Genomic DNA, 22097 nt, shown 5'->3' with positions numbered 1-22097 from the left:
CATGTCATTTGCAGAAGATGTAAAAAATGAATTATGCCAATATGAAGCCTCTAGTGATGCGGATGTGGCCATGAAAATTGAAGCGTCTTGCTTATTGCGTATGAGCGGATCTATCATTTTGGGGATGAAAGGTGCCGTTGGCATTCGTTTGGCTACGGCTAATAATGCAGTAGCTCGTCGGTTGCTTGGTATTTTGAAAAAGCAATACGAATTACCTACAAATGTATTAGTACGACAAGGTTTAAACCTGCGTAAAAAAAATATGTATACGCTCTCTGTGGAACCTTCTATAGAGGGGAGACAGGCTTTAGAGGATCTCGCTTTATGGCCTGTAACCGAACAAATCCCTCGCAGTTGGCTCAAATCAATGGAAGCGCGACGTGCCTTTTTAAGGGGAGCTTTTTTAGGGGGAGGCTCTGTTAATAAACCACAAAGTGATTATCATCTTGAGTTTATGACGGGAAACGAGATTTTTGCGAGGGAAATTATCCATGTACTACGGCTCTTTCACATTCATGCAGGCTTAACGGAGCGGAAGGAAGAGTATGTAGTATATCTTAAAGAAGGGGATGCAGTAACAAACTGTTTGCAAATCATGGGGGCTCAATCGGCGCTTATGGAATTTGAAAATGTGCGGATTATGAAAACCGTACGGAATCAAATTAATCGTCAAGTCAACTGTGAGACGGCAAATTTACAGAAGGTTGTAGATGCAGCAGTTCGTCAGGTAAAAGCAATCCGTATTATTGATAGAGAAATCGGTATTGAAGAATTACCAGACAAGTTGCGCGTCGTTGCAAGACTTCGGTGGGAGAATCCTGAAGCGAGTTTAAAAGAACTTGAAGAGTTGATGGAGGGGAAACTATCTAAATCTGGAATTGGCCATCGACTAAAGAAGATTGAAGCATTAGCACTTACGTATGACCCGTTGGGGCTCGAAGAAGTATAGAGGTAATAATATATGTTTTCCTATAAATCAAGATATTGTGTAGCTGCGGCTATGGCCGCCATGGCTGCCCTTACAGGCCATGTAGAAGCTCGTGATATAGATTTACAATCAATTGGATATTTTCAGTTTTCTCCGTTGCCACCATCGTTGGTGTCTCAAACGGATACATTGCTCCTATCGGATAGTCCTGAATATGTAGGACCTGTAGGAGGTACGTTAAGTGCAGGTACAATTAATGGCAATGGTCGTATCTATTTCTATCATGTAAATGAAATGGATTTACCTCACAAGATTGCTATCGTCTTAGAAAACCAAACGGCTTATCCAACTTCAGTACATGTCATGAGACAATTAAAATCTGTAGCTACACCTGATTATTTTGCAGCAGGTCGTGATTTGTCTCGAAAGGATTTGGAGCAACCTCTTAATGAAAGCCCAGATGCAAGACCATTATATTCTCTTAGCATCCCACCACAAGGGCGCCAATTAATCTTTAGTGACTTAGAAAATACACCGGTAAATCGAGATGCATTATTTACGGGTATTGTAGATATTAAAACAGAAGGGCCTATATTTGCGCGTGTTATGATGCTGCCTATGGGGATGGACCCTGTAGATGCGTCACATTGGGTGAAAAATCTTCCGATTGACGAAATACAATTGCGCGGTACTTATACTGGTGCTAAGCGTAATATGGAGGTTACTACACCATTCGATACCTCTTTAGGTGGTGCCTTTGTAGAAATTGGTAATGACCGAGAAGATACGTTTATTAATGGTGTAGACGAAATGCAAAATAAAGCATTTGTTCGAGATCGTGGTAACTATGGCGTATCATATACGCTAAAAATTCCTACTAAGGGTAATGAACCGTTTAGACTGTATTTTAACCCTCTTGGGGGACCTTATTCTGGTTCCTTTACGGTAAAAACATTGCATCAACAAGGTGCTAGAAGGGGGCAGACAGATACACGGACTTACCATATTGGTGGTGCAGATGGTATTTCCGCATTAGGGGAAGGTACTATATTAGATAGTCGTCTTTTAGGGAATTATAATGCGGGCGATTTATTAACATTAAACTTTATGCCAGCCGGTGCATCGAATTTGCCAATTCGTTTCTTGTTGATTCCTGAATCTCTTGCAAATCCACAAAAACATCAAACTATTGCTGTTAATGTACCAAAAGATGTTAAAGATATCTTAGGGAACCCAACTCAAGGGGGAACACAAATACCTGTAGGACCTGTAGGTGGTAAAGATGGAGATAAAGGGTCCGTAGATACTAAAAAATCTACTGTTGAAAGTCCAGCTAAACGGGCAGAAACAATTGCTCATGAAGAAACTAAAAAGTTGAGCGATAAAGCTGTAGCAGATGTAAAAAAAGAAGCACAACTTAAAAAGGCAAAAGATGAGAAAGAAGCATTAGCTCGTAAAAAAGCTGAAGAGGCTCGACTAGCTGCAGAAAAAGCCGAAATGTTGCGAAAGGCTGCAGAGGCCAAGCATGCTGAAATTGAGCGCAAGATGGCTGAAAAAGCCGAAGCAGAGCGTAAAGCAGAGGAAGCTCGCAAGGCGGAAGCGGCTCGTAGAGCTGAAATGGCACGTATCGAGGCAGCGAGAAAAGCGGAAGCAGATCGGCTAGAGGCGGCTCGTAAAGCAGAAGAAGCTCGACTAGCAGCGGAAGCAAAACGTCTTGAAGAAGAACGTAGAATTGAAGCTGCTCGTATTGAGGCCGCACGCAAAGCGGAGGAAGAAAGAAAAGCGGCCGAAGCTAAGGCACGCTTTGAAGCGCAAAGAGCAGCAGAAAAAGCTGCTTTAGAGGCCAAAAAGGCCGAAGAGGAACGCTTGGCTGCTGAGGCTAGAGCTCGTTTAGAAGCACAACGTAAAGCCGAGCAGGAAGCATTGGAAGCAAGACGTGCCGAAGAAGCTCGTAAAGCAGCAGAAGCGAAAGCTGCTTTAGAAGCACAACGTGCTGCTGAGCAAGCCGCTCTTGAAGCGAAGCGTCAAGAAGATGCTCGTAGAGCGGCAGAGGCTAAGGCTGCTTTGGAAGCACAACAAATGGAAGCAGCAAGAAAAGCAGAAGAGGCTCGTCGTGTGGAGGAAGCGCGTAGAGCAGAAGAAGCTCGAATTCAAGCGGAACGTAAAGCTGAGGCCGCTCGCGTAGCAGCAGAAGCAAAACGAGCAGAGGAAGCACGCAAAGCTGAAGCTGCGAGAATTGAAGCAGCGCGTAAAGCTGAACATGCTCGTTTAGCAGCAGAAGCACGTAGAGCAGAAGAAGCTCGTAAAGCAGAAGCAGCTAGACTTGAGGCACAACGTAGAGCTGAACAGGAACGACTCGAAGCAGCGCGCCGTGCTGAAGAAGCTCGTATTGCTGCAGAGGCTAAACGTGCCGAAGAAGCGCGTAGAGCCGAAGAAGCTCGCCGCATAGAAGAAGCAAGACGTGCCGAAGAGGCTCGTAAAGCAGAGGCGGCTCGTATAGTGGCGGAAGCTCGTAAGGCAGAGCAAGAGCGACTTGCTGCAGAACGAGCTGAAGCAGAACGTCAAGCCGCAGAGGCACGACGTATTGCTGAGGAACGATATAAAGCGCAACTAGAAGCAGAGCGTAAAGCTGAAGCTGCTCGTCAACAAGCGTTGGCTCAAGCTGAAATCGAGCGTAAAGCAAAAGAGCGTGCTGAAGCTATTCAACGTGTCCGAGATCAACAAGAGAGTGCTCGTCGTCGTGCAGAACTTGCACGTCAACAACTTGAAGCCGAACGTAAGGCTGCTCAAGCATCTAAGAGGACTCCTTCCTTCAGTGAACTTGATGATATTCATGGGGATACATCAAATGTAACTATTCCAAATGCTGTATCCATTGATGAGTTGACAAAACCTAGACCGACTGCATCTCAAAATACACGTCGTCGTGAGCAACGTCAACCTCAATTGTCGCCAAATCAGCAATATGTGCAGATAAATCCTGTAGCGAATGAGCCGCAACAAGATCAAATGCCATATACCCCACAAAATGAACAGCAAAATGATGAAGAAAACCCACCAAGATTATATCCATTAGGTTAAGACCCTTAATTTCTAAAAAGAAATTTTGGATTAAAGTTTAAGATATAGAAGTGGATTAATAGCTGTTTAAATATAGAGAGGACAAGCAATTTTATATGCTTGTCCTCTTTTTAAAATCCATATGAATTTTGTGTTTTACATTGACTTTCAAAGGTGGATTCAGTACAATAAATAAAGAAATGCATATATGGTACGAGAGACCATTGCATAATACAATACCTTTTAATTTAGTCCAGAGAGGCTGAGAAAGGAATATAGTTGAAGTGCCCATAGGGGCTTCTTTGTGCAAACTATTTGACCTTTTGCCCTGGGCAAAAGGTCTTTTTTGTTACGTGAGTTAGGAGGAAATCATGGGACAAGTTAGCCTAAAAGGCAAAGATTTATTGGGTTTGCAAAATGTGTCACCTGAAGAAATCAAATTGATTTTAGATGTGGCAAAGAAAATGAAGAAAATCGTTCTTTCTGATGACAAGAAGGTTCCACTATTAAAGGGGAAATCCATTATCAACCTTTTTATGGAACCAAGTACTCGTACTCGTAGTTCCTTTGAGTTAGCCGGAAAATATTTAGGGGCTGACGTAATCAATCTTTCTCCTAGTGGATCTTCCATGGGTAAAGGTGAAAGCTTCCGCGATACATTATTAACTATGTCCTACATGGGTACAGATGCTATCGTAATGCGCCACAGCGCAGAAGGTGCACCTTTATACGCTACGAAAGCCGTAGATCCGATTATCATTAACGCAGGTGATGGCGCTCATGAGCATCCAACACAAGCATTACTAGACATGTATTCTATCTTAGAGAAAAAGGAATCTATTGAAGGATTAAAGGTGGTTATCCTTGGCGATATAATGCATAGTCGCGTAGCACGCTCCAACATTTATGGACTTACAAAAATGGGGGCTGATGTACATCTGGCTGGTCCTCGTACAATGGTATATCCAGAACTTGAAAAATTAGGTATTACCGTACACCACGATATTCGTGAAGCCGTTGTTGATGCAGATGTTGTAAACGTACTTCGCATTCAATTAGAACGCATTCACTCTGCACTATATCCTACAAACAGAGAATATGCACGTATCTTTGGTATTAATAACGATGTATTGAAATTAGCTAAAGACGATGTAATGGTCATGCATCCAGGCCCAATGAATCGTGGTCTAGAAATCGCACCAGATGTGGCGTATTCTGATCAATCAGTAATTCAAGAACAAGTGCGTAATGGCGTAGCTATACGTATGGCTGTATTGTACTTAACTATTATCGGAGGTGACGGTAGTGAGCTTGCTTATTAAAAATGGTACGGTAGTAAATCCGGCGAAAAAACAAAACGAAGTAGCAGACATTCTCGTAAAAGATGGTAAAATTGCAGCCATCGGTCAAAACTTAAATGCTGAAGGTGCTGAGATATATGATGCAACAGGTCTTATTGTAGCACCAGGCCTTATCGATATTCACACACATTTGCGTGAGCCAGGTCAAGAAGCGAAAGAAGATTTCCACTCCGGTACACAAGCCGCTGCTGCAGGTGGTTTCACACGTGTTGTAACTATGGCTAATACAAATCCTGTGGTAGATAATGCTGCACTTGTAAGAGGTTTACAAAAACAGGCTGAACTCACTGGCGTTGTGAAAGTAGAATTTATTGGTGCTGTATCCAAAGGTCTTGAAGGTAAGGAACTTGCTGAAATGGGGGATATGGCAGAAGCTGGTGTAGTAGCTTTCTCTGATGATGGCCACTATGTAGAAAATGCTGCATTTATGCGTCGTGCTTTAGAATACTCGTCCATGTTTAATAAGATGGTTATCGACCATGCAGAAGATATTACATTGACTAAAAATGGCCATATGCATGAAGGTATTGTTTCTTATGAATTAGGTGTTATTGGTCGCCCTGCAGTCGCTGAAGATTTGGCTGTTGCTCGTGATATCTTGTTATCTGAAATGACAGGTGGTCATATCCATATTGCTCACGTAAGTAGTAAAAATACTGTAGATATGGTGCGCCGTGCGAAGGCTAAAGGCCTTAATGTAACCTGTGAAGTTACAAGCCAACATTTGTCTTTCACAGATGAATACCTACGCGAATATAATCCAGCATTTAAAATGGCTCCTCCAATTCGCTCAGAAGATCATCGCCAAGCATTATTAGAAGGCTTGAAAGATGGCACAATCGATGCGATTATTACAGACCATGCACCACATGCATACGAAGAAAAAGACCATGAATTCTGCTGTGCACCAAATGGTTTCAGTGGCCTCGAAACATCTTTGGCAGCGGTTATTACAAATGCATATGGTCCTGATAAACTTAGCATTGATCAAGTTGTGTACTATATGAGTACTCGACCAGCTGAGTTGATGCACCTTGATGCAGGTGTTCTTGAAGTTGGTAAGCCAGCGGATATTACTGTATTCTCTACAACTGAAAAGTGGACAGTAGATAGAAATAAATTTTATACAAAAGGTAAAGTTAGCCCATTTGATGGTATGACTGTTACAGGTAAAGCTAAACTCACAGTAGTTGATGGCAAAATTGTTATGAAGGAGGGCGTAGTCTTATAATGAAAGGCAAGTTAGTTCTTGAAGATGGTTCCGTGTTTGAAGGTTCCTTATTAGGTGGCGCCCCAACGGTAGGTGAAGTTGTATTTAACACAGGTATGACCGGGTATCAAGAAATCTTGACTGACCCATCCTATGCGGATCAAATTATTACATTAACCTATCCTTTAATTGGTAATTATGGTACTTTAAATTCTATCACTCAAGGTCCTAAGCCATATTGTAAAGGTTTTATTGTAGGTGAACTGTGTGACTTTCCATCTAACTGGCAAAATGAAGGCTTATTTAGTGAATACCTTCGTTTACACGGCATCCCTTGCCTTTATGATGTAGACACACGCGCTATAACGCGCGTACTCCGTAATCATGGTGTAATGAAGGGCGTACTTGTACGCTCTGATTACCCTATAGAGGATATTCAAAAGTTGTTCAAACAAGACTTGCCAACAGATCAAGTTATGCGTGTAACTACAAAATGGCAAGGTATGCGTGGCGATAAAAATGCAGAGTTTCACGTAGCTGTAATGGACTATGGTGTGAAGGAAAACATCCTTCGCTCTTTAGAAGTAGCAGGTTGTCGCCTTACGGTATTCCCAGCAGATGCAAAAGCTGAAGAAGTATTAGCAAGTAATCCGGATGGTATCTTCTTGTCCAACGGACCTGGAGACCCTAAAGATCTTGGCTATGCAGTAGAAGAAGTAAAGAAAATGTTTGGTAAGAAACCAATCTTTGGCATCTGTATGGGGCATCAAGTATTGGCACAAGCTTATGGTGGTACCACATTCAAATTGAAATTTGGTCACCGTGGTTCTAACCATCCTGTACAAGATTTACGTACTGGTCGGGTATATATTACATCTCAAAACCATGGCTATGCAGTCGATGATACTTCTTTACCCGATTTTGTGGAAATTACACATCGCAGTGTAAATGATGGTACCGTAGAAGGTATGCGCCATAAAGAGTTGCCTATTTTCTCTGTCCAATACCATCCAGAAGCATCTCCTGGGCCTACTGATAACCTATACTTGTTTGACGAATTTGAAGACTTGATGAGAAAGGGAAAATAATATGACATCAGAAGCAAAAAAAGTACTTGTAATTGGTTCTGGTCCAATTATTATCGGCCAAGCAGCAGAGTTTGACTATGCTGGTACACAAGCATGCCGTTCCCTTCGTGAAGAAGGTTATAAAGTAGTATTGGTTAACTCTAATCCGGCTACTATTATGACTGATACAGATATTGCGGATCGAGTATATGTAGAACCTATTAGTCTCGAGTTCGTAACAGAAGTTATTAAAAAAGAACGCCCTTGGGGCTTATTGGCTACATTAGGTGGTCAAGTAGGCCTCAACATGGCGGTACAATTGTCTGAAGTTGGTGTATTAGCTGAGTACGATGTAAAATTGCTCGGTACTACATTAGAAGCCATTAAACAAGCGGAAGACCGTGAGCTTTTCAAAGAAGCGATGGAGGAAATCAACCAACCAGTTCCTGAATCCGATATCTTCAATGATCTTGAAGAAGCTGTAGCCTTTGCTAACCGCATCGGCTATCCTATCATCATCCGTCCCGCGTACACACTAGGTGGTACTGGCGGTGGCATTGCACATAACGAAGATGAAATGTACGAAATCACAAGACGTGGTTTGAAACTTTCACCAATCCACCAAATTTTGGCGGAGCGTTCTGTGGCGGGGTGGAAAGAAATCGAATACGAAGTAATGCGCGATAGTGCTGATAACTGTATCATCGTATGTAATATGGAAAATATTGACCCTGTTGGTGTGCATACTGGGGATTCTATCGTTGTGGCACCAAGCCAAACCTTGAACGATATTCAATACCAAATGCTTCGTACTGCATCTGTAGATATCATTCGTTATTTGAAAATCGAAGGCGGTTGTAACGTACAATACGCTTTGAATCCAAATAGCAACGAATATATTGTTATCGAAGTAAACCCTCGCGTATCTCGTTCCTCTGCATTGGCATCTAAGGCAACTGGGTACCCAATTGCGAAAGTAGCAGCAAAAATTGCAGTAGGCATGACATTGGATCAAATTACAAATGCTGTAACCGGTGAAACTAAAGCATGCTTTGAGCCGACTCTTGACTATGTAGTAACTAAGTTTCCACGCTGGCCTTTTGAAAAATTCAACTTGGCAGATCGTACCTTGGGCACACAAATGAAAGCCACTGGTGAAGTTATGGCCATCGACCGTTCTTTGGAAGGCTCCTTGCTCAAAGCAATTCGTTCCTTGGAAATTGGTTTAGACCATATTGAGCTTAAGAAAATCGCTCATGAGTCTATGGAACAATTGATCGAACGTTTACATTTAGTAGATGATGAACGTATCTATGTTGTAGCAGAAGCACTTCGCAAGGGAATTAGTGTAGAAAAAATCCACTATATTACAAAAATTGATACATTCTTTATTGAAAAAATTAAAAACATTGTTACTGTGGAAAAAGCATTGGCTGAGCAAGGTTTAACAGAGGATGTATTGCGCAAAGCAAAACGTTATTCCTTCACTGATTCTGTTATCGCTCGTTATGCTAATACAACTGTAAAAGATGTTCGTGCAAAACGTAAAGAATGGAATATTCTTCCAACATATAAATACGTAGATACATGTGCTGCAGAATTCGAATCTAAAACACCGTACTATTACAGTGCTTATGCACAAGAAGACGAAGTTAAACCACTAGGCGAAAAATCCGTAGTGGTACTTGGTTCTGGCCCGATTCGTATCGGTCAAGGCGTAGAGTTCGATTACTGCTCCGTACATTCCTCATGGGCACTTCGTAAAGCGGGTTATCAATCTATTATGATTAATAACAACCCAGAAACAGTGTCTACTGACTTTGATATTTCTGACTCTTTATACTTTGAGCCGTTGACTGTGGACGATGTTATGGAAATCATCGATAAAGAACAGCCAGCGGGCGTCATTGCTCAATTTGGTGGTCAAACGGCTATCAATTTGGCAGGTCCATTGGCTGAGCGAGGTGTTAAAATCCTCGGAACATCTGTAGATAGCATCGATATGGCGGAAGACCGTGAACGCTTTGATGAATTGTTGGCGAAACTTGGTATCCCTCGCCCAGTAGGTGCTCTGGTAACCTCTGATGAAGAAGCACAAGAAGCAGCTAAAAAGTTGAAATACCCATTAATCGTTCGCCCTTCTTATGTATTGGGCGGTCGTGCGATGGAAATCGTATACAACGATAAAGAGCTTGATGTATACATGAAGGAAGCCGTAGTAGCATCTAAGGAGCATCCTGTTCTTATCGACCGTTATATGGTTGGTATGGAGGTAGAGGTTGACGCTATTTCCGATGGTACCAATGTATGTATCCCTGGTATTATGGAACAAATCGAACGCGCCGGTGTTCACTCTGGTGACTCCATGGCCGTTTATCCAGCTCAACATTTGAGCCAAGAATTGATTGATCAAATCGTTGATTATACACGTCGTATTGCGGTAGGCCTTAATGTTAAAGGTGTACTTAATATTCAATATATCGTGGCTGATGGTGAACTTAACGTTATCGAAGTTAACCCTCGTTCTAGCCGTACTGTACCATTCATTTCTAAGGTTACAGGTATCAATATGGTAGAATGTGCAACACGCATTGCCCTTGGTGAAAGTTTAAAAGACTTAGGCTTACCACTTGGTCTTGTAACTAATAAACCATATGTAGCTGTAAAAGCACCTGTATTCTCCTTCTCTAAAATGGGCCTTGTAGAAATTGCTCTTGGACCTGAAATGAAGTCTACTGGTGAAGTTATGGGTATTGGTCGCACGTATTCTGAAGCATTATTTAAAGCTATTAATGGTGCGAATATGCGTATTCCTGAGGATGGTACAATCCTCATGACTGTAGCAGACCGCGATAAAGAGGAGGCTAGTCAATTAGCAAAAGGCTTTATTGATTTGGGCTATCATATTGAAGCAACTGGTGGTACTGGTAAATACTTCAAAGAACATGGCGTTGACTGCAAGGTAGTTAACAAAATCTCTGAAGGTGATGATAACTGTGCTGACCACATTCGTCAAGACAAAGTCGATCTTGTACTTAATACATTGACTGCAGGGAAACGACCTGAACGCGAAGGATTCCAATTGCGTCGTCTCGCTGTAGAAATGGGTACACCATGCTTAACAAGTCTCGATACAGCACGGGAAGTATTGCGTGTTGTGGCGAATCGTAAAGATGATGCGAACTACACTGTAGAAGCATTACAAGATTTTGAATTGGAGTAAAACCATGAGTGGCTATGTAGAACAGGGCGAAGTCGTTCGCAATGAGCAAATAGGCTCTGATGTGTGGATTATGGATATTCACGCACCAAAACAGGCAGCAGAAGCAAAGATAGGACAGTTTTGTAATGTTCGCGTAGCGGACTCTACGGCGCCATTATTGCGCCGTCCTATTAGCTATGCTGGATTTGATGCCCGAAAGGGTACGATTACCCTTTTGTATCGCGTTGTAGGCAAGGGGACTGAAATTATGACACGTCTCGTTCCTGGCGATACTCTAGATTGCTTAGGTCCTTTGGGAGAACCATTTGTAACATCTAAGAATATGCTTCTCGTTGGCGGTGGCGTTGGTATTGCACCGATGCTATGTATCGCATCCCATTTGCAAAAAGGTGAAGAAGCACAAGTTATTCTTGGTTTTAGAAATGAAAGCGAAACCTTCTGGGCTGATTTATTTAAAGATACGCCTGTTCAAGTCCACATCACTACTGATGATGGTAGCGTAGGTACAAAAGGCTTCCCTACAGCAATCATGCCTGACCTAATTAATGCTAATTCGTTTACTTCTGTTATGACTTGTGGTCCTATGCCTATGATGAAAGGCGTAGCACAAGTGGCTAAAGAACTCGATGTGCCATGCCAAGTATCTTTAGAAGAGCGCATGGGATGTGGTACGGGCGGTTGCTTAGGTTGCGCTTGTGATGGTGCCGGTGGCAAACGTTATAAGGTTTGTAAGGATGGTCCTGTATTCCCAGCTGAGGAGGTGTTCTTTTAATGCGTGAACGCGATTTAAATAACACTGTTACGCCAAATCCAAAGCTTGCTATTGATTACTGCGGAATTAAGATGAAAAATCCTATTATTGCTGCATCTGGCACCTTTGGTAATGGCCCTGAGTATGCTGGTTATTTAGACCTTAGTAATGAAGTAGGTGCTATTTCTGTAAAAGGCTTAACACCTAAAGGTCGTCATGGTAATCCTGGCACTCGCATTGCAGAAACACCATCTGGCGTATTGAACTGCATTGGCCTTGAAAATCCTGGGGCTGAACATTTTGTTAGGAAAATTCTACCGGATCTTGAGAAATATGATGTACCATTGCTAGCGAATATGTCTGCTGGTACGGTAGAGGAATTTGCGTGGATGGCAGAGACACTATCTGTAGATGGTATTGCAGGCCTTGAAGTTAATGTATCTTGCCCAAATGTAGAATGTGAAGGCATGGCTTTTGGTATAGATCCAAAGGTAGTAGAACAGGTAACAAAAGCGGTTCGTAAAGTAACAGATAAGCCCGTTATTGTAAAACTTTCACCAAATGTAACAGACATTGTAGAAATCGCAAAGGCTGTTGAGGCCGGTGGTGGCAATGGAGTAAGTCTCATTAATACCTTGTTGGGCATGGCTATAGATATTCACCGTCGTAAACCTGTATTGGGGAATATTTATGGTGGATTATCTGGCCCAGCCGTAAAGCCCGTGGCTCTTCGCATGGTTCATCAAGTTTATAAAGGGGTAACTATTCCTATTATTGGTCTTGGTGGTATCATGACTGGCACAGATGCTATCGAATTTATGATGGCAGGGGCGCAAGCTGTTCAAGTTGGTACAGCTACGATGGTAGATCCAACAGCAATTTCACGTATTGCCCGTGAAATGAGCGAATATGTAGAACAACATAATCTTAACAGCATCACTGATATTGTAGGTGCTGTTCATCAAGCTTAACACAATCTTATCTACGGTGAACTTAAGCAACCATAAGCATTGCCGTAATGTAAAATCTGATACAAAAAGACCTAGTACAAATTGTACTAGGTCTTTTCTTATGTATTGTATTGGCATCTATAATCAAATAGGTACCAATCATATGAGCTGTTAATGTCATATTATGGTAATAGTATGTACAAATATGATTATACATAGGCTTTGTAAAAGTCAATAAATTGCTGTGCTACTGGGGAAAGTGCATGGCCTTTAAGTGTGATAAAAGCTTTTTTGAAATCTCCCGAGAATTCTGGCAATTTGATGCGAGCCATTTTGCGATGATTAATAAGTTCCTTAGCGTCCATTGGGACTAAAGAAACTGTACGACCAGAAGAGGCCCACTCAATAGCTGAGCTTTTTGTTGTAGTTATAGCTACTGCATTAAGTTGCTCCATATCTGTTAAGCTAGACTGCATAATCATTCGAACAGAGCCACCAGAAAGGGATAGAGGACATTTTTTTATGTCTTCCCACGTGATGGTATCATGCTCACGATCTGTCCAGAATACATCACGACGGAAAATAGCGTATAAATGCTCTTCTTGGGTAAGAAGGATATCGAATTTATCGACATCTACCATTTGAATATTGGCGATACCTAATTCGGCGCTACCATTGATGAGTTGGGTCACTACATTTGTCATAAGTCCTTCATAAATTTCAAAATGGACAGATGGATATTTCATGGAAAAAGCTGGTAAATATTGCTGTACGATTGGCGTTGAACGAGATGCAGACGTCGCAATACGTAAAGTACCTTCAATGCGTGAATTCAATTGTTGTACAGCATTATATGTAGATTCTTCAATAGAGCAGAGTTGTTGCGCTTTTTCGTAGAAGATTTTACCAGCATCTGTTAATTGTAAGTTTGATCCTCGTTGGCCGCGTTTAATGTTGATTAATTGAGCCCCAAATTCAGCCTCTAAATATTTCAACTGCTTACTTAACGCTGGTTGTGTAATATGAAGAATCTCTGCGGCCTGTGTCATATTGCCCGTTTGAACAAGGGTAATAAAATTGTGGTAGTAAGATGTATCCATAGAATCTCCCTATTATACACATAATATGATAAATAAAAATTATAACGAACTAAGTAACGGTCATTTCACATTTAATAAAATGCTATATATACTAAATTCAACAAAGTAATAGAAAGTAAATTGAGTTTTAAATTATCTTTCTATACTTATCACAAATTTTGATATACAACAAGAGTTAAGAAAGCAGGTACTACTATGGGCGTGGTAAAAAGAACCTTAGGTCAAGCAATTCGTAATTGGGAAGCACGTAGATTAATGACGGCTCGTAATAAAATTAGCCGGAAAAAACAATTAGAACGAGTATGGCCTTATCCTATGACTAAGGAAAAACGTCGTGAACTCGGTCAAGGCATAGCCGGTTTAGTTAATAACGGCAATTAAAAGTTTGGAATCTACTAACTAGATGATTTATCTAGTGGTAGTACCACCTCAATAGAATCTAATACAGTACAAGTAGCAGCTCCATGACTTATGTCTTGGAGCTCTTTTTGTATGTGCTCTACATCAGTAGGTGGTATTAGAATTGTAATGTCTACATATTCACCAAAGCTTGCTTCATAATGTAATTTTTCGTCTTGGGCATATCTTTCTACTGCTCCATACAGCGAATAGTCAATCTTTGCTTGTACTCGGGTTCGTGTTGTATGTAGTTCTTTAGGGGCAAGACGTAAGGTTTCCGCAACAGAGTGTGAATAGGCCCGAATCAAGCCACCAGCGCCCAATTTAATACCTCCAAAATAACGCGTTACGACGACGGCTACATTGGTAATGCCAGTCTTTTTGAGTACTTCTAGCATTGGTTTACCTGCTGTACCTGATGGTTCTCCATTATCGGAAGATCGTTGTTGTTCTTGCTGTGGGCCTAATGCATAGGCTGTACAGTTATGGCGCGCATCCCAGAATTCTTTATTGATGCGGCTTATAAAGGTTTGGGCTTCCTCTTCAGTCTTGCAAGGATATACAGTTGTTATAAACCGTGATTTTTCAACAACATATTCATGGCGAAATTCTTTTGCTAGAGAAATAAATTCCACAGTAGGGCTTATTGATTCAGACATATATTCACCTCCTTTGGAATCAAAGTTTATGTTTATTCATCATCACTTTATTATAATCTATTTATGAAGGCTATGTATAGGTAAAAGCGGTTAATTCCCTTATAAAAAAGAAATACCACCCTATATTTGGTAGGATATTGACGTAATGAGAATTTATGTTATTATTAAATATAGATATATGAGTAGTTACTCATGAAATATGTTCAATATTGAAGTTTTAGAGTATATTAAACATTCTTAGTGAACGTGTTTATGGCTATTTTATTTACAATAGGGTATATATCATTTTTATAGACCGATGTTTAGACGTATATTTAAGTATATAGATACAAAATATAGTACGGATTTGTAATAATATAGTAAGTTGTAAGATAAGATATATGTATCTACAGAGTAGAAAGGCCTATGAATATGAGCGTAAAAAAACAAGAATTTGATATTACAGGTATGCACTGTGCAGCCTGTGTAAAACGCGTTGAAAACGTTGTTTCTAAAGTCGAGGGCGTAGAATCTGTTAAGGTCAACCTCTTAACTCGAAAGGGGAGCGTTGAATATAAAGATGGCGCTACTATAGATTCACAACAGATTATTGATGCCATTACGAATATTGGTTTTGGTGCTACAGAAGCAGACGAAACAAAGCAAGAAATAGAAAAGGTTAACTTAAAACCTCATATTATACGACTTATTATTGCCGCCTGTATGGCAGTACCGATGATGATTAATATGACCTTACATCGATTTGGTATTCAGGCATTGCCTGTATGGGTAGAGTTTGTTCTTGCTACTATTGCTCAGTTCGGTCCTGGTCTTATGTTCTATAAGAGCGCCTGGAGTGCAGTGAAAAATGGGGCGCTTACGATGGATGTACTCGTAGTAATGGGCACGACGGTAGCTTATCTATTCAGTATCTATAACTGGCAATTTCACCCTGAATTAGGCCCTCATGGAATATATTTTGAAACCTCTGCGTGGCTCATTACTTTTATCCTTCTTGGTAAACTTTTAGAAGAGATTGCAAAAGGGCGTACCTCCGAAGCACTTCAAAAATTGATTGCCTTACAACCTGCAACGGCTCATGTGTTGCGTGATGGAGAATTTATTGATATCCCTACATCTAAGGTGGTAGCCGGTGATATTTTACAAGTTCGTGCAGGTGAAAAAATCCCTGTTGATGGCACGATTACTGAGGGATATTCCACAGTAGATGAGGCTATGCTGACCGGTGAAAGCTTACCGGTAGAAAAACAAGTTGGTTCTGAAGTTATTGGTGCTACTATAAACCTAAGTGGTGCTTTTACCATGGAAGCCAAGCGTATCGGTTCCGATACGATGTTGTCTCAAATTATCAAGGTTGTAGAAGAGGCACAAACCTCCAAGGCTAGTATTCAACGTATTGCAGATATCGTGGCTCAATATTTTGTACCGACCGTTATTGGCCTTGCTGTTTTGACAGGTCTTGTGTGGTACTTCATTATGGGAGATTCTATTAACGTTGCTCTCATTAATGCAACAGCGGTACTGGTTATCGCATGTCCTTGTGCGCTTGGCCTTGCTACACCAACATCTATCATGGTTGGGTCTGGCCTTGGTGCGGAACACGGTGTGCTCATCAAGAGTGCAGAATATCTTGAAAAAGCGGGTAAACTCGATGCCATTGTTATGGATAAAACCGGTACCCTTACACAGGGTGTATTGGATGTGACGGCTTTTAAAAATTATAATGGTGATGAAAGTACTAATATGTCTATTATGATGGCTCTTGAAAGTGGTACATCTCATCCGATTGCAAAGGCCATGGTTTACTATGGTGAAGATCATGGCTATAAAGGTAAAGCTGTTGAACTTGAAAGTTTTGCTGATGTACCAGGTAAAGGGTTACAAGGTGCATACCAAGGCGTATCCGTACAACTTGGGCACAGTCGTTGGATGAATGAACTAGGTTATGATTTAACGGCGGTTCAAGAAGATATTTTACAATTTGAAGAACAAGGTGCTTCCGTATCTGTTCTAGCTGTAGATGGCGTTGTTAGTGCTTTGTGGGCTGTAGAAGACGAATTACGTCCAGAAACTATCGAGGTTGTAAAAGAGTTACATGCTCAAGGTATTGATGTATGGATGCTTACTGGTGATAATCGTCGAACTGCTCAATATATTGCTAAACAGGCGGGTATCTCCCATGTTATAGCTGAAGTATTGCCTCAAGATAAGGCTAGCAAGGTAAAAGAATTGCAAGATAAAGGTCTTGTAGTGGGGATGGTTGGTGACGGTATCAATGATGCTCCGGCTCTTGTTACGGCAGATATTGGCTTTGCTATTGGCAGTGGTACAGATATTGCTGTAGAAGCAGCCGATATCGTCCTCGTACGTAATGATTTGCATACACTGGAACAAGCTGTACGCCTCAGCCGTAAGACAATGACCAACATTAAACAAAACCTATTCTGGGCATTGATCTTTAACTGTATTGGCATTCCTTTGGCCGCTATTGGTGCGTTAAATCCTATGATTGCTGGTACAGCGATGGCATTTAGCTCTGTTACAGTTGTAAGTAATTCACTTCGTTTGAAACGAGCTAAAATTTAAGATTATACATATAATTGAATACTATAAAGCACCTATACAGATGTATAGGTGCTTTATTATATCTACAGACATATAGTTAAGTATATATTTATATCTTATATTGAGACGTGAAATGGATATTTAATTCCTACGATAATGGTGTTTTTAGACGGCTTATGATTTGTTATACTGAATATAGTAATTGATTTAAAAGAGAGGTTCATGATTATGAAATTAAGTACTCGAGACATTGTCTATATTGGTTTTATTGCCGCGTTATGTGCAGTGGCTACTACAATTCGCATTGAAATACCAGGTGGCGCTATGGTTCATTTAGGATCGGCTGCACTCTTTACAACATCTATACTTTTTGGTGGATTATATGGAGGCTTGGGTGCGGCAATTGGATCTGCACTATTTGATCTCTTTGGTGGTCATACACAGTACATCGTATTCTCTTTCTTTATTAAAGGAATTGCAGGACTTATCGTAGGTGGTATGACTGCAGGCTATTTGCCACCCTCTATTACAAAACCAACTGCATCCTTTGGTCGTATTTTAGTAGCCCTTATTATTGGTGCTGTTTGGACCGCTTTTGGCTACTTCCTTGCGTGGTGGTTCGTTCTTGAAAGTGCGGTCGTGGCGGCTAGTAAAATTCAATACTCTTTGATTACAAGTGCCGCAGGAATTGTGGTTGCTATTGTATTAACCCCTAAATTACAAACGATAGTGCGCAGATTGTTTACTAAAAATTAATTGCTACAATGTCTTAGCATGTTTTAGTTAGGCACTGCTAAAAAAGCTATAATAATCTGATACATTGATAAATAAACTATCATATCGATAAATACAAAAGCCTTTAGTTGCTAAATTAGTTTAGCGTCTAAAGGCTTTTTGGTTAGGTTATTATTTTAGAATTAGTGATTGTATTAGCTATTAAACTATTAGAAATTACAAAGGTCGTTTAAGTTTTCTGCCATTGTAGGGTGTGTGAAGATTTGATTTTTGAAATATGTATATGGAATGTTATTATCCATAGCCATTTTAATTAAGTTAATCAATTCTTCTGCGCCTTGAGAATAGAGTGTAGCGCCTAGGATTAAGTCGTTATCCGCATCCACAACAATTTTAAAGGCGCCTTTTAAATAGTCGTTTACATGTGCTCTAGGCATGGTAGCTACGAGCATTTCTTTCGTTTTAACCGTATATCCTTGGTTGATTGCATCTTCTTCTGTAAGACCTACACGAGAAAGTGGAGGTGTTAAGAAGGTAGTATAAGGAATATTTTTACGATCTTTTAAGGTATACTGGCTGTTACCAGTAAGTGCGCCAAATACGATACGGAAGTCATCAAGAGATATATATGTGAATTGAGGACCACCGTTTACATCACCGACTGCGTATACACCAGGGACGGAGCTTTCACAGGTATCATTAACTACAATAGCACCGCGTTCGTTAGTAGCGATGTCCGTATGTTCTAAACCAATATTAGCTGTATTGGCTTTGCGACCTGTAGCGTATAGAACAGCATCAAAAGTATAGTTTTGATTATTAGCGGTGATAACTGGTTTGTCGCCATCATTGGATACAGAGTTTAATGTTACATCATTAAGAATAGCAATACCTTGCTCAGTCAAGTACTCGTTAGCTAATTCTTGTACGATCGGTTCCTCTCGTTTTAAGATACCAGATTCAATATTAAATACTGTTACCTTTGCACCTAGTTTAGCATATAGGCTGGCAAATTCAAGGCCGATAGGACCAGCGCCGATAACACCTAATGTACTAGGTTGAGTAGGTAATTGTTGAATCTCTGTACTATTATAGAAACCTGTAGCCGTATCAATGCCAGAAATATTAGGTTTAATCGCTACAGCACCAGTGTTTATAACGATAGTGTCAGCAGATAATATAATCTTATCCTCGCCAGCGGTAACGGCGATTTCTTTATTGCTAATAAATGCACCATGCCCAGTATAGACATCGACATGTTCATTTGTATCTAACATACCGAAGTTTTTATTGCGTAAGCGAGATGTAACAACTTCACGTTGGTTTAATACTTGATCGTATGATAAGCCTTTTGATGCGGCAATGATCATCGTCTTAGTAGGGATACATGCGATATTAATACATGTACCACCGTACATTAGAAGATTTTCTTCAATCATGGCTACAGATTTGCCCATAGAGCCAAATTTTGCGGCTAAGGTTTTACCAGCTTTGCCGAAACCTAAGACGATAATGTCATATTGTTTGGTATTCATACAATACCTCCTATCTTTTATATTGAAAATATTAGATATTGATATTATAGCATATTATTATAGATATAAAAGTAGAAATTAGAATTAATTATCATTGATTATGAATTAAATTTGTCTAGAATGATTATGTTAAGGTAGTCAATTAGTTTATTGGTTTTTTGTTAAAGGGGATGAGATAGCCTGTATATCTGTGATTATATCAATAAATTAAGTGTGTTAAGTATTTCTACTTGACACATTTCTTTATGTACGGTAGTATATGTAAAGTAATATGACTTGACAGTGATGGAGGTGGCGAAATGGAAGAACGAGTGCTCATAAGTTTGCTCTTAGATTTCTATGGGCCATTGTTGACGGACAAGCAACGCATGTCCTTACAACTTCACCACGAAGATGATATGTCCCTTGGCGAGATTGCTGAGGAATTAGGCGTATCACGACAGGCTGTACACGATAATTTACAGCGTGCTCGACACATTTTAAATGATTACGAATCAAAATTGCACTTGGTGGCACAATATGAACAACGGGAAGGCTTGCTTTCACAGTTGAAAGCAACATTGCCTAAAGAGGTGTTGTCCGAAACTAAGGTGCAACAAGTATTGGCGCAAATGGAGGGATATTATGGCATTTGATAGCTTGTCAGAAAAACTGCAAGAAGCCTTTCAATCCTTAAAGGGGAAGGGCAAAATTACAGAAGATGATGTCAATCTTGCGTTGCGTCAGGTACGTACGGCTCTATTAGAAGCGGACGTTAATTTTATGGTAGCGAAGGACTTTGTTAAGTCCATTAAGGAAAAGGCCCTCGGTGAAGAGGTGTTCGGTTCCTTGAATCCAGCTCAAACGGTTATTAAAATCGTAAATGATGAGTTAACGGCTCTCTTAGGTGGTACACAAAGTCGTATCATGATTTCTAGCAAGCCACCAACAATTATTATGCTCGTTGGTTTGCAAGGTGCTGGTAAAACCACAACAGCTGGTAAACTAGCTGTATACTTACGCAAACAAGGTAAACGTCCGATGCTTGTCGCTGCCGACGTATATCGTCCAGCTGCGATTACTCAGTTGCAAGTAGTAGGTAAGCAAATTGATATTCCAGTATTTTCGGATGAAACACCTGGTGCAAATCCAGTAGATATTGCGCGTCGTGCCGTAGAGCAAAGCACGCATATGTTGAAAGATGTTGTTATTATCGATACAGCAGGTCGTTTGGCAATTGATGAAGTCCTCATGGATGAGTTGTCCAATATCAAAGCTGCTGTTCGACCTCATGAAATTCTACTCGTTGTAGATTCTATGATCGGTCAAGATGCGGTAACAACAGCGCAAACATTTAATGAAAAATTAGGTGTTGATGGTGTTATCCTTACTAAACTTGATGGTGATGCGCGCGGTGGTGCTGCATTATCTATCAAAGCTGTAACAGGCTTGCCAATCAAGTTCACTGGTGTGAGCGAAAAAATGGATGGTTTCGATGTATTCTATCCAGATCGCATGGCTTCTCGTATCCTAGATTTGGGCGACTTTAAAACGTTGATTGAAAATGTTCAAGGTGCCATCGATGAAGAAGAAGCTCGTGAAATGGCAAAGAAAATGGCGAAAAACAATTTCACTTTGGATGACTTCTTAAAACAGATGAACCAGGTGAGAAAGTTAGGGCCATTACAAAATATTATTGGCATGTTGCCAGGTATGGGGCAAATTAAGGACCAATTAAAGGACCTTGATTTGAATAGTAAAGAGGTGCGTCGTATTGAGGCTATCATTACATCCATGACGGCGGCAGAGCGAGAAAATCCGAGTATTCTTAATGGTTCTCGCCGCAAGCGTATTGCATTAGGTTCTGGTACACAGGTTCAAGATGTAAATCGCTTGTTGAAACAATTTGAAGAAGCGCGGAAGATGATGAAGCGCATGCAAGGTTTACGTGGCGGTAAGGGCGGCTTCCCTGGAATGCCTAAATTACCGTTTATGTAATACATGGACAGGGGCGCTGAACTTGTCCATTTACATCAGTATAAGGAGGTGAATTTCACAATGTTAAAAATTCGTTTGACTCGTTTAGGTGCTAAAAAAGCTCCTTTCTACCGTATCGTAGTTGCTGACGCACGTGCTCCACGTGAAGGTCGTCCTGTTGACACAATTGGTCAATATGATGCTACTAAACAACCAGCTATCGTTAATGTAGACGAAGAAAAAGCTTTGGCTTGGTTAGCTAAAGGTGCTCAGCCTACTGACACTGTTCGCTCCTTGTTCAAAAAACAAGGCGTTATGCAAAAATTTGCAGACGCTAAAAAGTAATTAATAGAGAGGCATACTGTGATGATAGAATTAATTTCATTAATTGCGAAATCATTAGTGAAGCAGCCTGATGCCGTTTCTGTTACCATGGTCCAAAAGGGGAATGTGGAAGTTTATGAACTTCATGTAGCCCCAGAGGATATGGGTAAAGTCATCGGAAAGCAAGGTAGAATTGCTAAAGCGATTCGCTCTGTGGTGAAAGCGGCGGCTATTAAAGAGAACAAAAAGATATCTGTTGATATTGTCTAAAAGG

At 40.7% G+C, this 22097-nt stretch carries 18 protein-coding genes; 15 read left to right on the top strand and 3 right to left on the bottom strand.

Features of this window, described 5'->3' with window-relative positions; translation table 11 throughout:
- Window position 1 precedes the first annotated feature (1 nt).
- From whiA to NE668_RS07580, 8 genes are all read left to right on the top strand, one after another.
- A complete protein-coding gene (gene whiA / locus NE668_RS07615; protein ID WP_227037943.1) occupies window positions 2-949 on the top strand; it encodes a DNA-binding protein WhiA in 948 nt (315 codons plus the stop codon).
- Between the two features lie 12 nt (window positions 950-961).
- A complete protein-coding gene (locus NE668_RS07610) occupies window positions 962-4009 on the top strand; it encodes an ATPase (protein ID WP_227037944.1) in 3048 nt (1015 codons plus the stop codon).
- A gap of 350 nt (window positions 4010-4359) precedes the next feature.
- Window positions 4360-5310: an aspartate carbamoyltransferase catalytic subunit gene (locus NE668_RS07605; protein ID WP_227037945.1), complete on the top strand. Its 951-nt coding sequence runs from the start codon at window positions 4360-4362 to the stop codon at window positions 5308-5310.
- Complete coding sequence (locus NE668_RS07600) at window positions 5294-6580, top strand: dihydroorotase (protein ID WP_123138508.1); 1287 nt, start codon at window positions 5294-5296, stop codon at window positions 6578-6580. Before NE668_RS07605 ends, NE668_RS07600 begins: the two co-directional genes overlap by 17 nt.
- On the top strand, window positions 6580-7647 hold the full coding sequence (gene carA / locus NE668_RS07595) for a glutamine-hydrolyzing carbamoyl-phosphate synthase small subunit (protein ID WP_227037946.1): 1068 nt from the start codon (window positions 6580-6582) through the stop codon (window positions 7645-7647). Before NE668_RS07600 ends, carA begins: the two co-directional genes overlap by 1 nt.
- Window position 7648: 1 nt before the next feature.
- Entirely contained in the window at window positions 7649-10849 is a 3201-nt protein-coding gene (carB, locus tag NE668_RS07590) for a carbamoyl-phosphate synthase large subunit (RefSeq protein ID WP_227037947.1), read from the top strand.
- A gap of 4 nt (window positions 10850-10853) precedes the next feature.
- On the top strand, window positions 10854-11621 hold the full coding sequence (locus NE668_RS07585) for a dihydroorotate dehydrogenase electron transfer subunit (RefSeq protein WP_012864093.1): 768 nt from the start codon (window positions 10854-10856) through the stop codon (window positions 11619-11621).
- A complete protein-coding gene (locus NE668_RS07580; RefSeq protein WP_012864094.1) occupies window positions 11621-12571 on the top strand; it encodes a dihydroorotate dehydrogenase in 951 nt (316 codons plus the stop codon). Before NE668_RS07585 ends, NE668_RS07580 begins: the two co-directional genes overlap by 1 nt.
- A 188-nt stretch (window positions 12572-12759) precedes the next feature.
- Here the strand turns inward: NE668_RS07580 and NE668_RS07575 are convergent, their stop codons facing one another.
- Window positions 12760-13650 carry a LysR family transcriptional regulator gene (locus NE668_RS07575; RefSeq protein WP_012864095.1) on the bottom strand — a complete coding sequence of 297 codons (891 nt, stop codon included), beginning with the start codon at window positions 13648-13650 and terminating at the stop codon, window positions 12760-12762.
- Window positions 13651-13845: 195 nt separating this feature from the next.
- Here NE668_RS07575 and NE668_RS07570 point away from each other — a divergent pair, with 195 nt between their 5' ends.
- Complete coding sequence (locus NE668_RS07570; protein WP_004695548.1) at window positions 13846-14031, top strand: hypothetical protein; 186 nt, start codon at window positions 13846-13848, stop codon at window positions 14029-14031.
- A gap of 14 nt (window positions 14032-14045) precedes the next feature.
- On the opposite strand, the gene NE668_RS07565 is transcribed toward NE668_RS07570, so the two are convergent.
- Window positions 14046-14708, bottom strand: coding sequence for a YigZ family protein (locus NE668_RS07565; RefSeq protein ID WP_012864096.1), 663 nt, complete (start codon window positions 14706-14708; stop codon window positions 14046-14048).
- 411 nt (window positions 14709-15119) lie between these two features.
- On the opposite strand from NE668_RS07565, the gene NE668_RS07560 reads away from it, so the two are divergent.
- Window positions 15120-17294 (top strand): heavy metal translocating P-type ATPase, encoded by a 2175-nt coding sequence (locus NE668_RS07560; RefSeq protein WP_227037948.1) that lies wholly within the window; start codon window positions 15120-15122, stop codon window positions 17292-17294.
- 207 nt (window positions 17295-17501) lie between these two features.
- The gene (locus tag NE668_RS07555; RefSeq protein ID WP_008603416.1) at window positions 17502-18029 is read left to right on the top strand and encodes an ECF transporter S component; all 528 of its coding nucleotides are present in this window, start codon (window positions 17502-17504) and stop codon (window positions 18027-18029) included.
- 188 nt (window positions 18030-18217) lie between these two features.
- Here the strand turns inward: NE668_RS07555 and NE668_RS07550 are convergent, their stop codons facing one another.
- The gene (locus NE668_RS07550; protein WP_227037949.1) at window positions 18218-19543 is read right to left on the bottom strand and encodes an FAD-containing oxidoreductase; all 1326 of its coding nucleotides are present in this window, start codon (window positions 19541-19543) and stop codon (window positions 18218-18220) included.
- A gap of 299 nt (window positions 19544-19842) precedes the next feature.
- Here NE668_RS07550 and ylxM point away from each other — a divergent pair, with 299 nt between their 5' ends.
- From ylxM to NE668_RS07530, 4 genes are read left to right on the top strand one after another with little or no spacing between them, the layout of a single operon-like run.
- A complete protein-coding gene (gene ylxM / locus NE668_RS07545; protein WP_004698456.1) occupies window positions 19843-20178 on the top strand; it encodes a YlxM family DNA-binding protein in 336 nt (111 codons plus the stop codon).
- On the top strand, window positions 20168-21520 hold the full coding sequence (gene ffh, locus NE668_RS07540) for a signal recognition particle protein (RefSeq protein WP_012864101.1): 1353 nt from the start codon (window positions 20168-20170) through the stop codon (window positions 21518-21520). Before ylxM ends, ffh begins: the two co-directional genes overlap by 11 nt.
- A 60-nt stretch (window positions 21521-21580) precedes the next feature.
- Window positions 21581-21844 carry a 30S ribosomal protein S16 gene (gene rpsP / locus NE668_RS07535; protein ID WP_004695565.1) on the top strand — a complete coding sequence of 88 codons (264 nt, stop codon included), beginning with the start codon at window positions 21581-21583 and terminating at the stop codon, window positions 21842-21844.
- A gap of 21 nt (window positions 21845-21865) precedes the next feature.
- Window positions 21866-22093 carry a KH domain-containing protein gene (locus tag NE668_RS07530; RefSeq protein WP_004695567.1) on the top strand — a complete coding sequence of 76 codons (228 nt, stop codon included), beginning with the start codon at window positions 21866-21868 and terminating at the stop codon, window positions 22091-22093.
- The last annotated feature ends 4 nt before the right edge of the window (window positions 22094-22097 follow it).

The sequence above is a fragment of the Veillonella parvula genome, from assembly GCF_024461875.1.
In the GTDB taxonomy this organism is placed as follows: domain Bacteria; phylum Bacillota; class Negativicutes; order Veillonellales; family Veillonellaceae; genus Veillonella; species Veillonella parvula_I.
The sequence above is the reverse complement of the archived record's forward strand: the minus strand, read 5'-3'. Positions and strand labels throughout refer to the sequence as shown.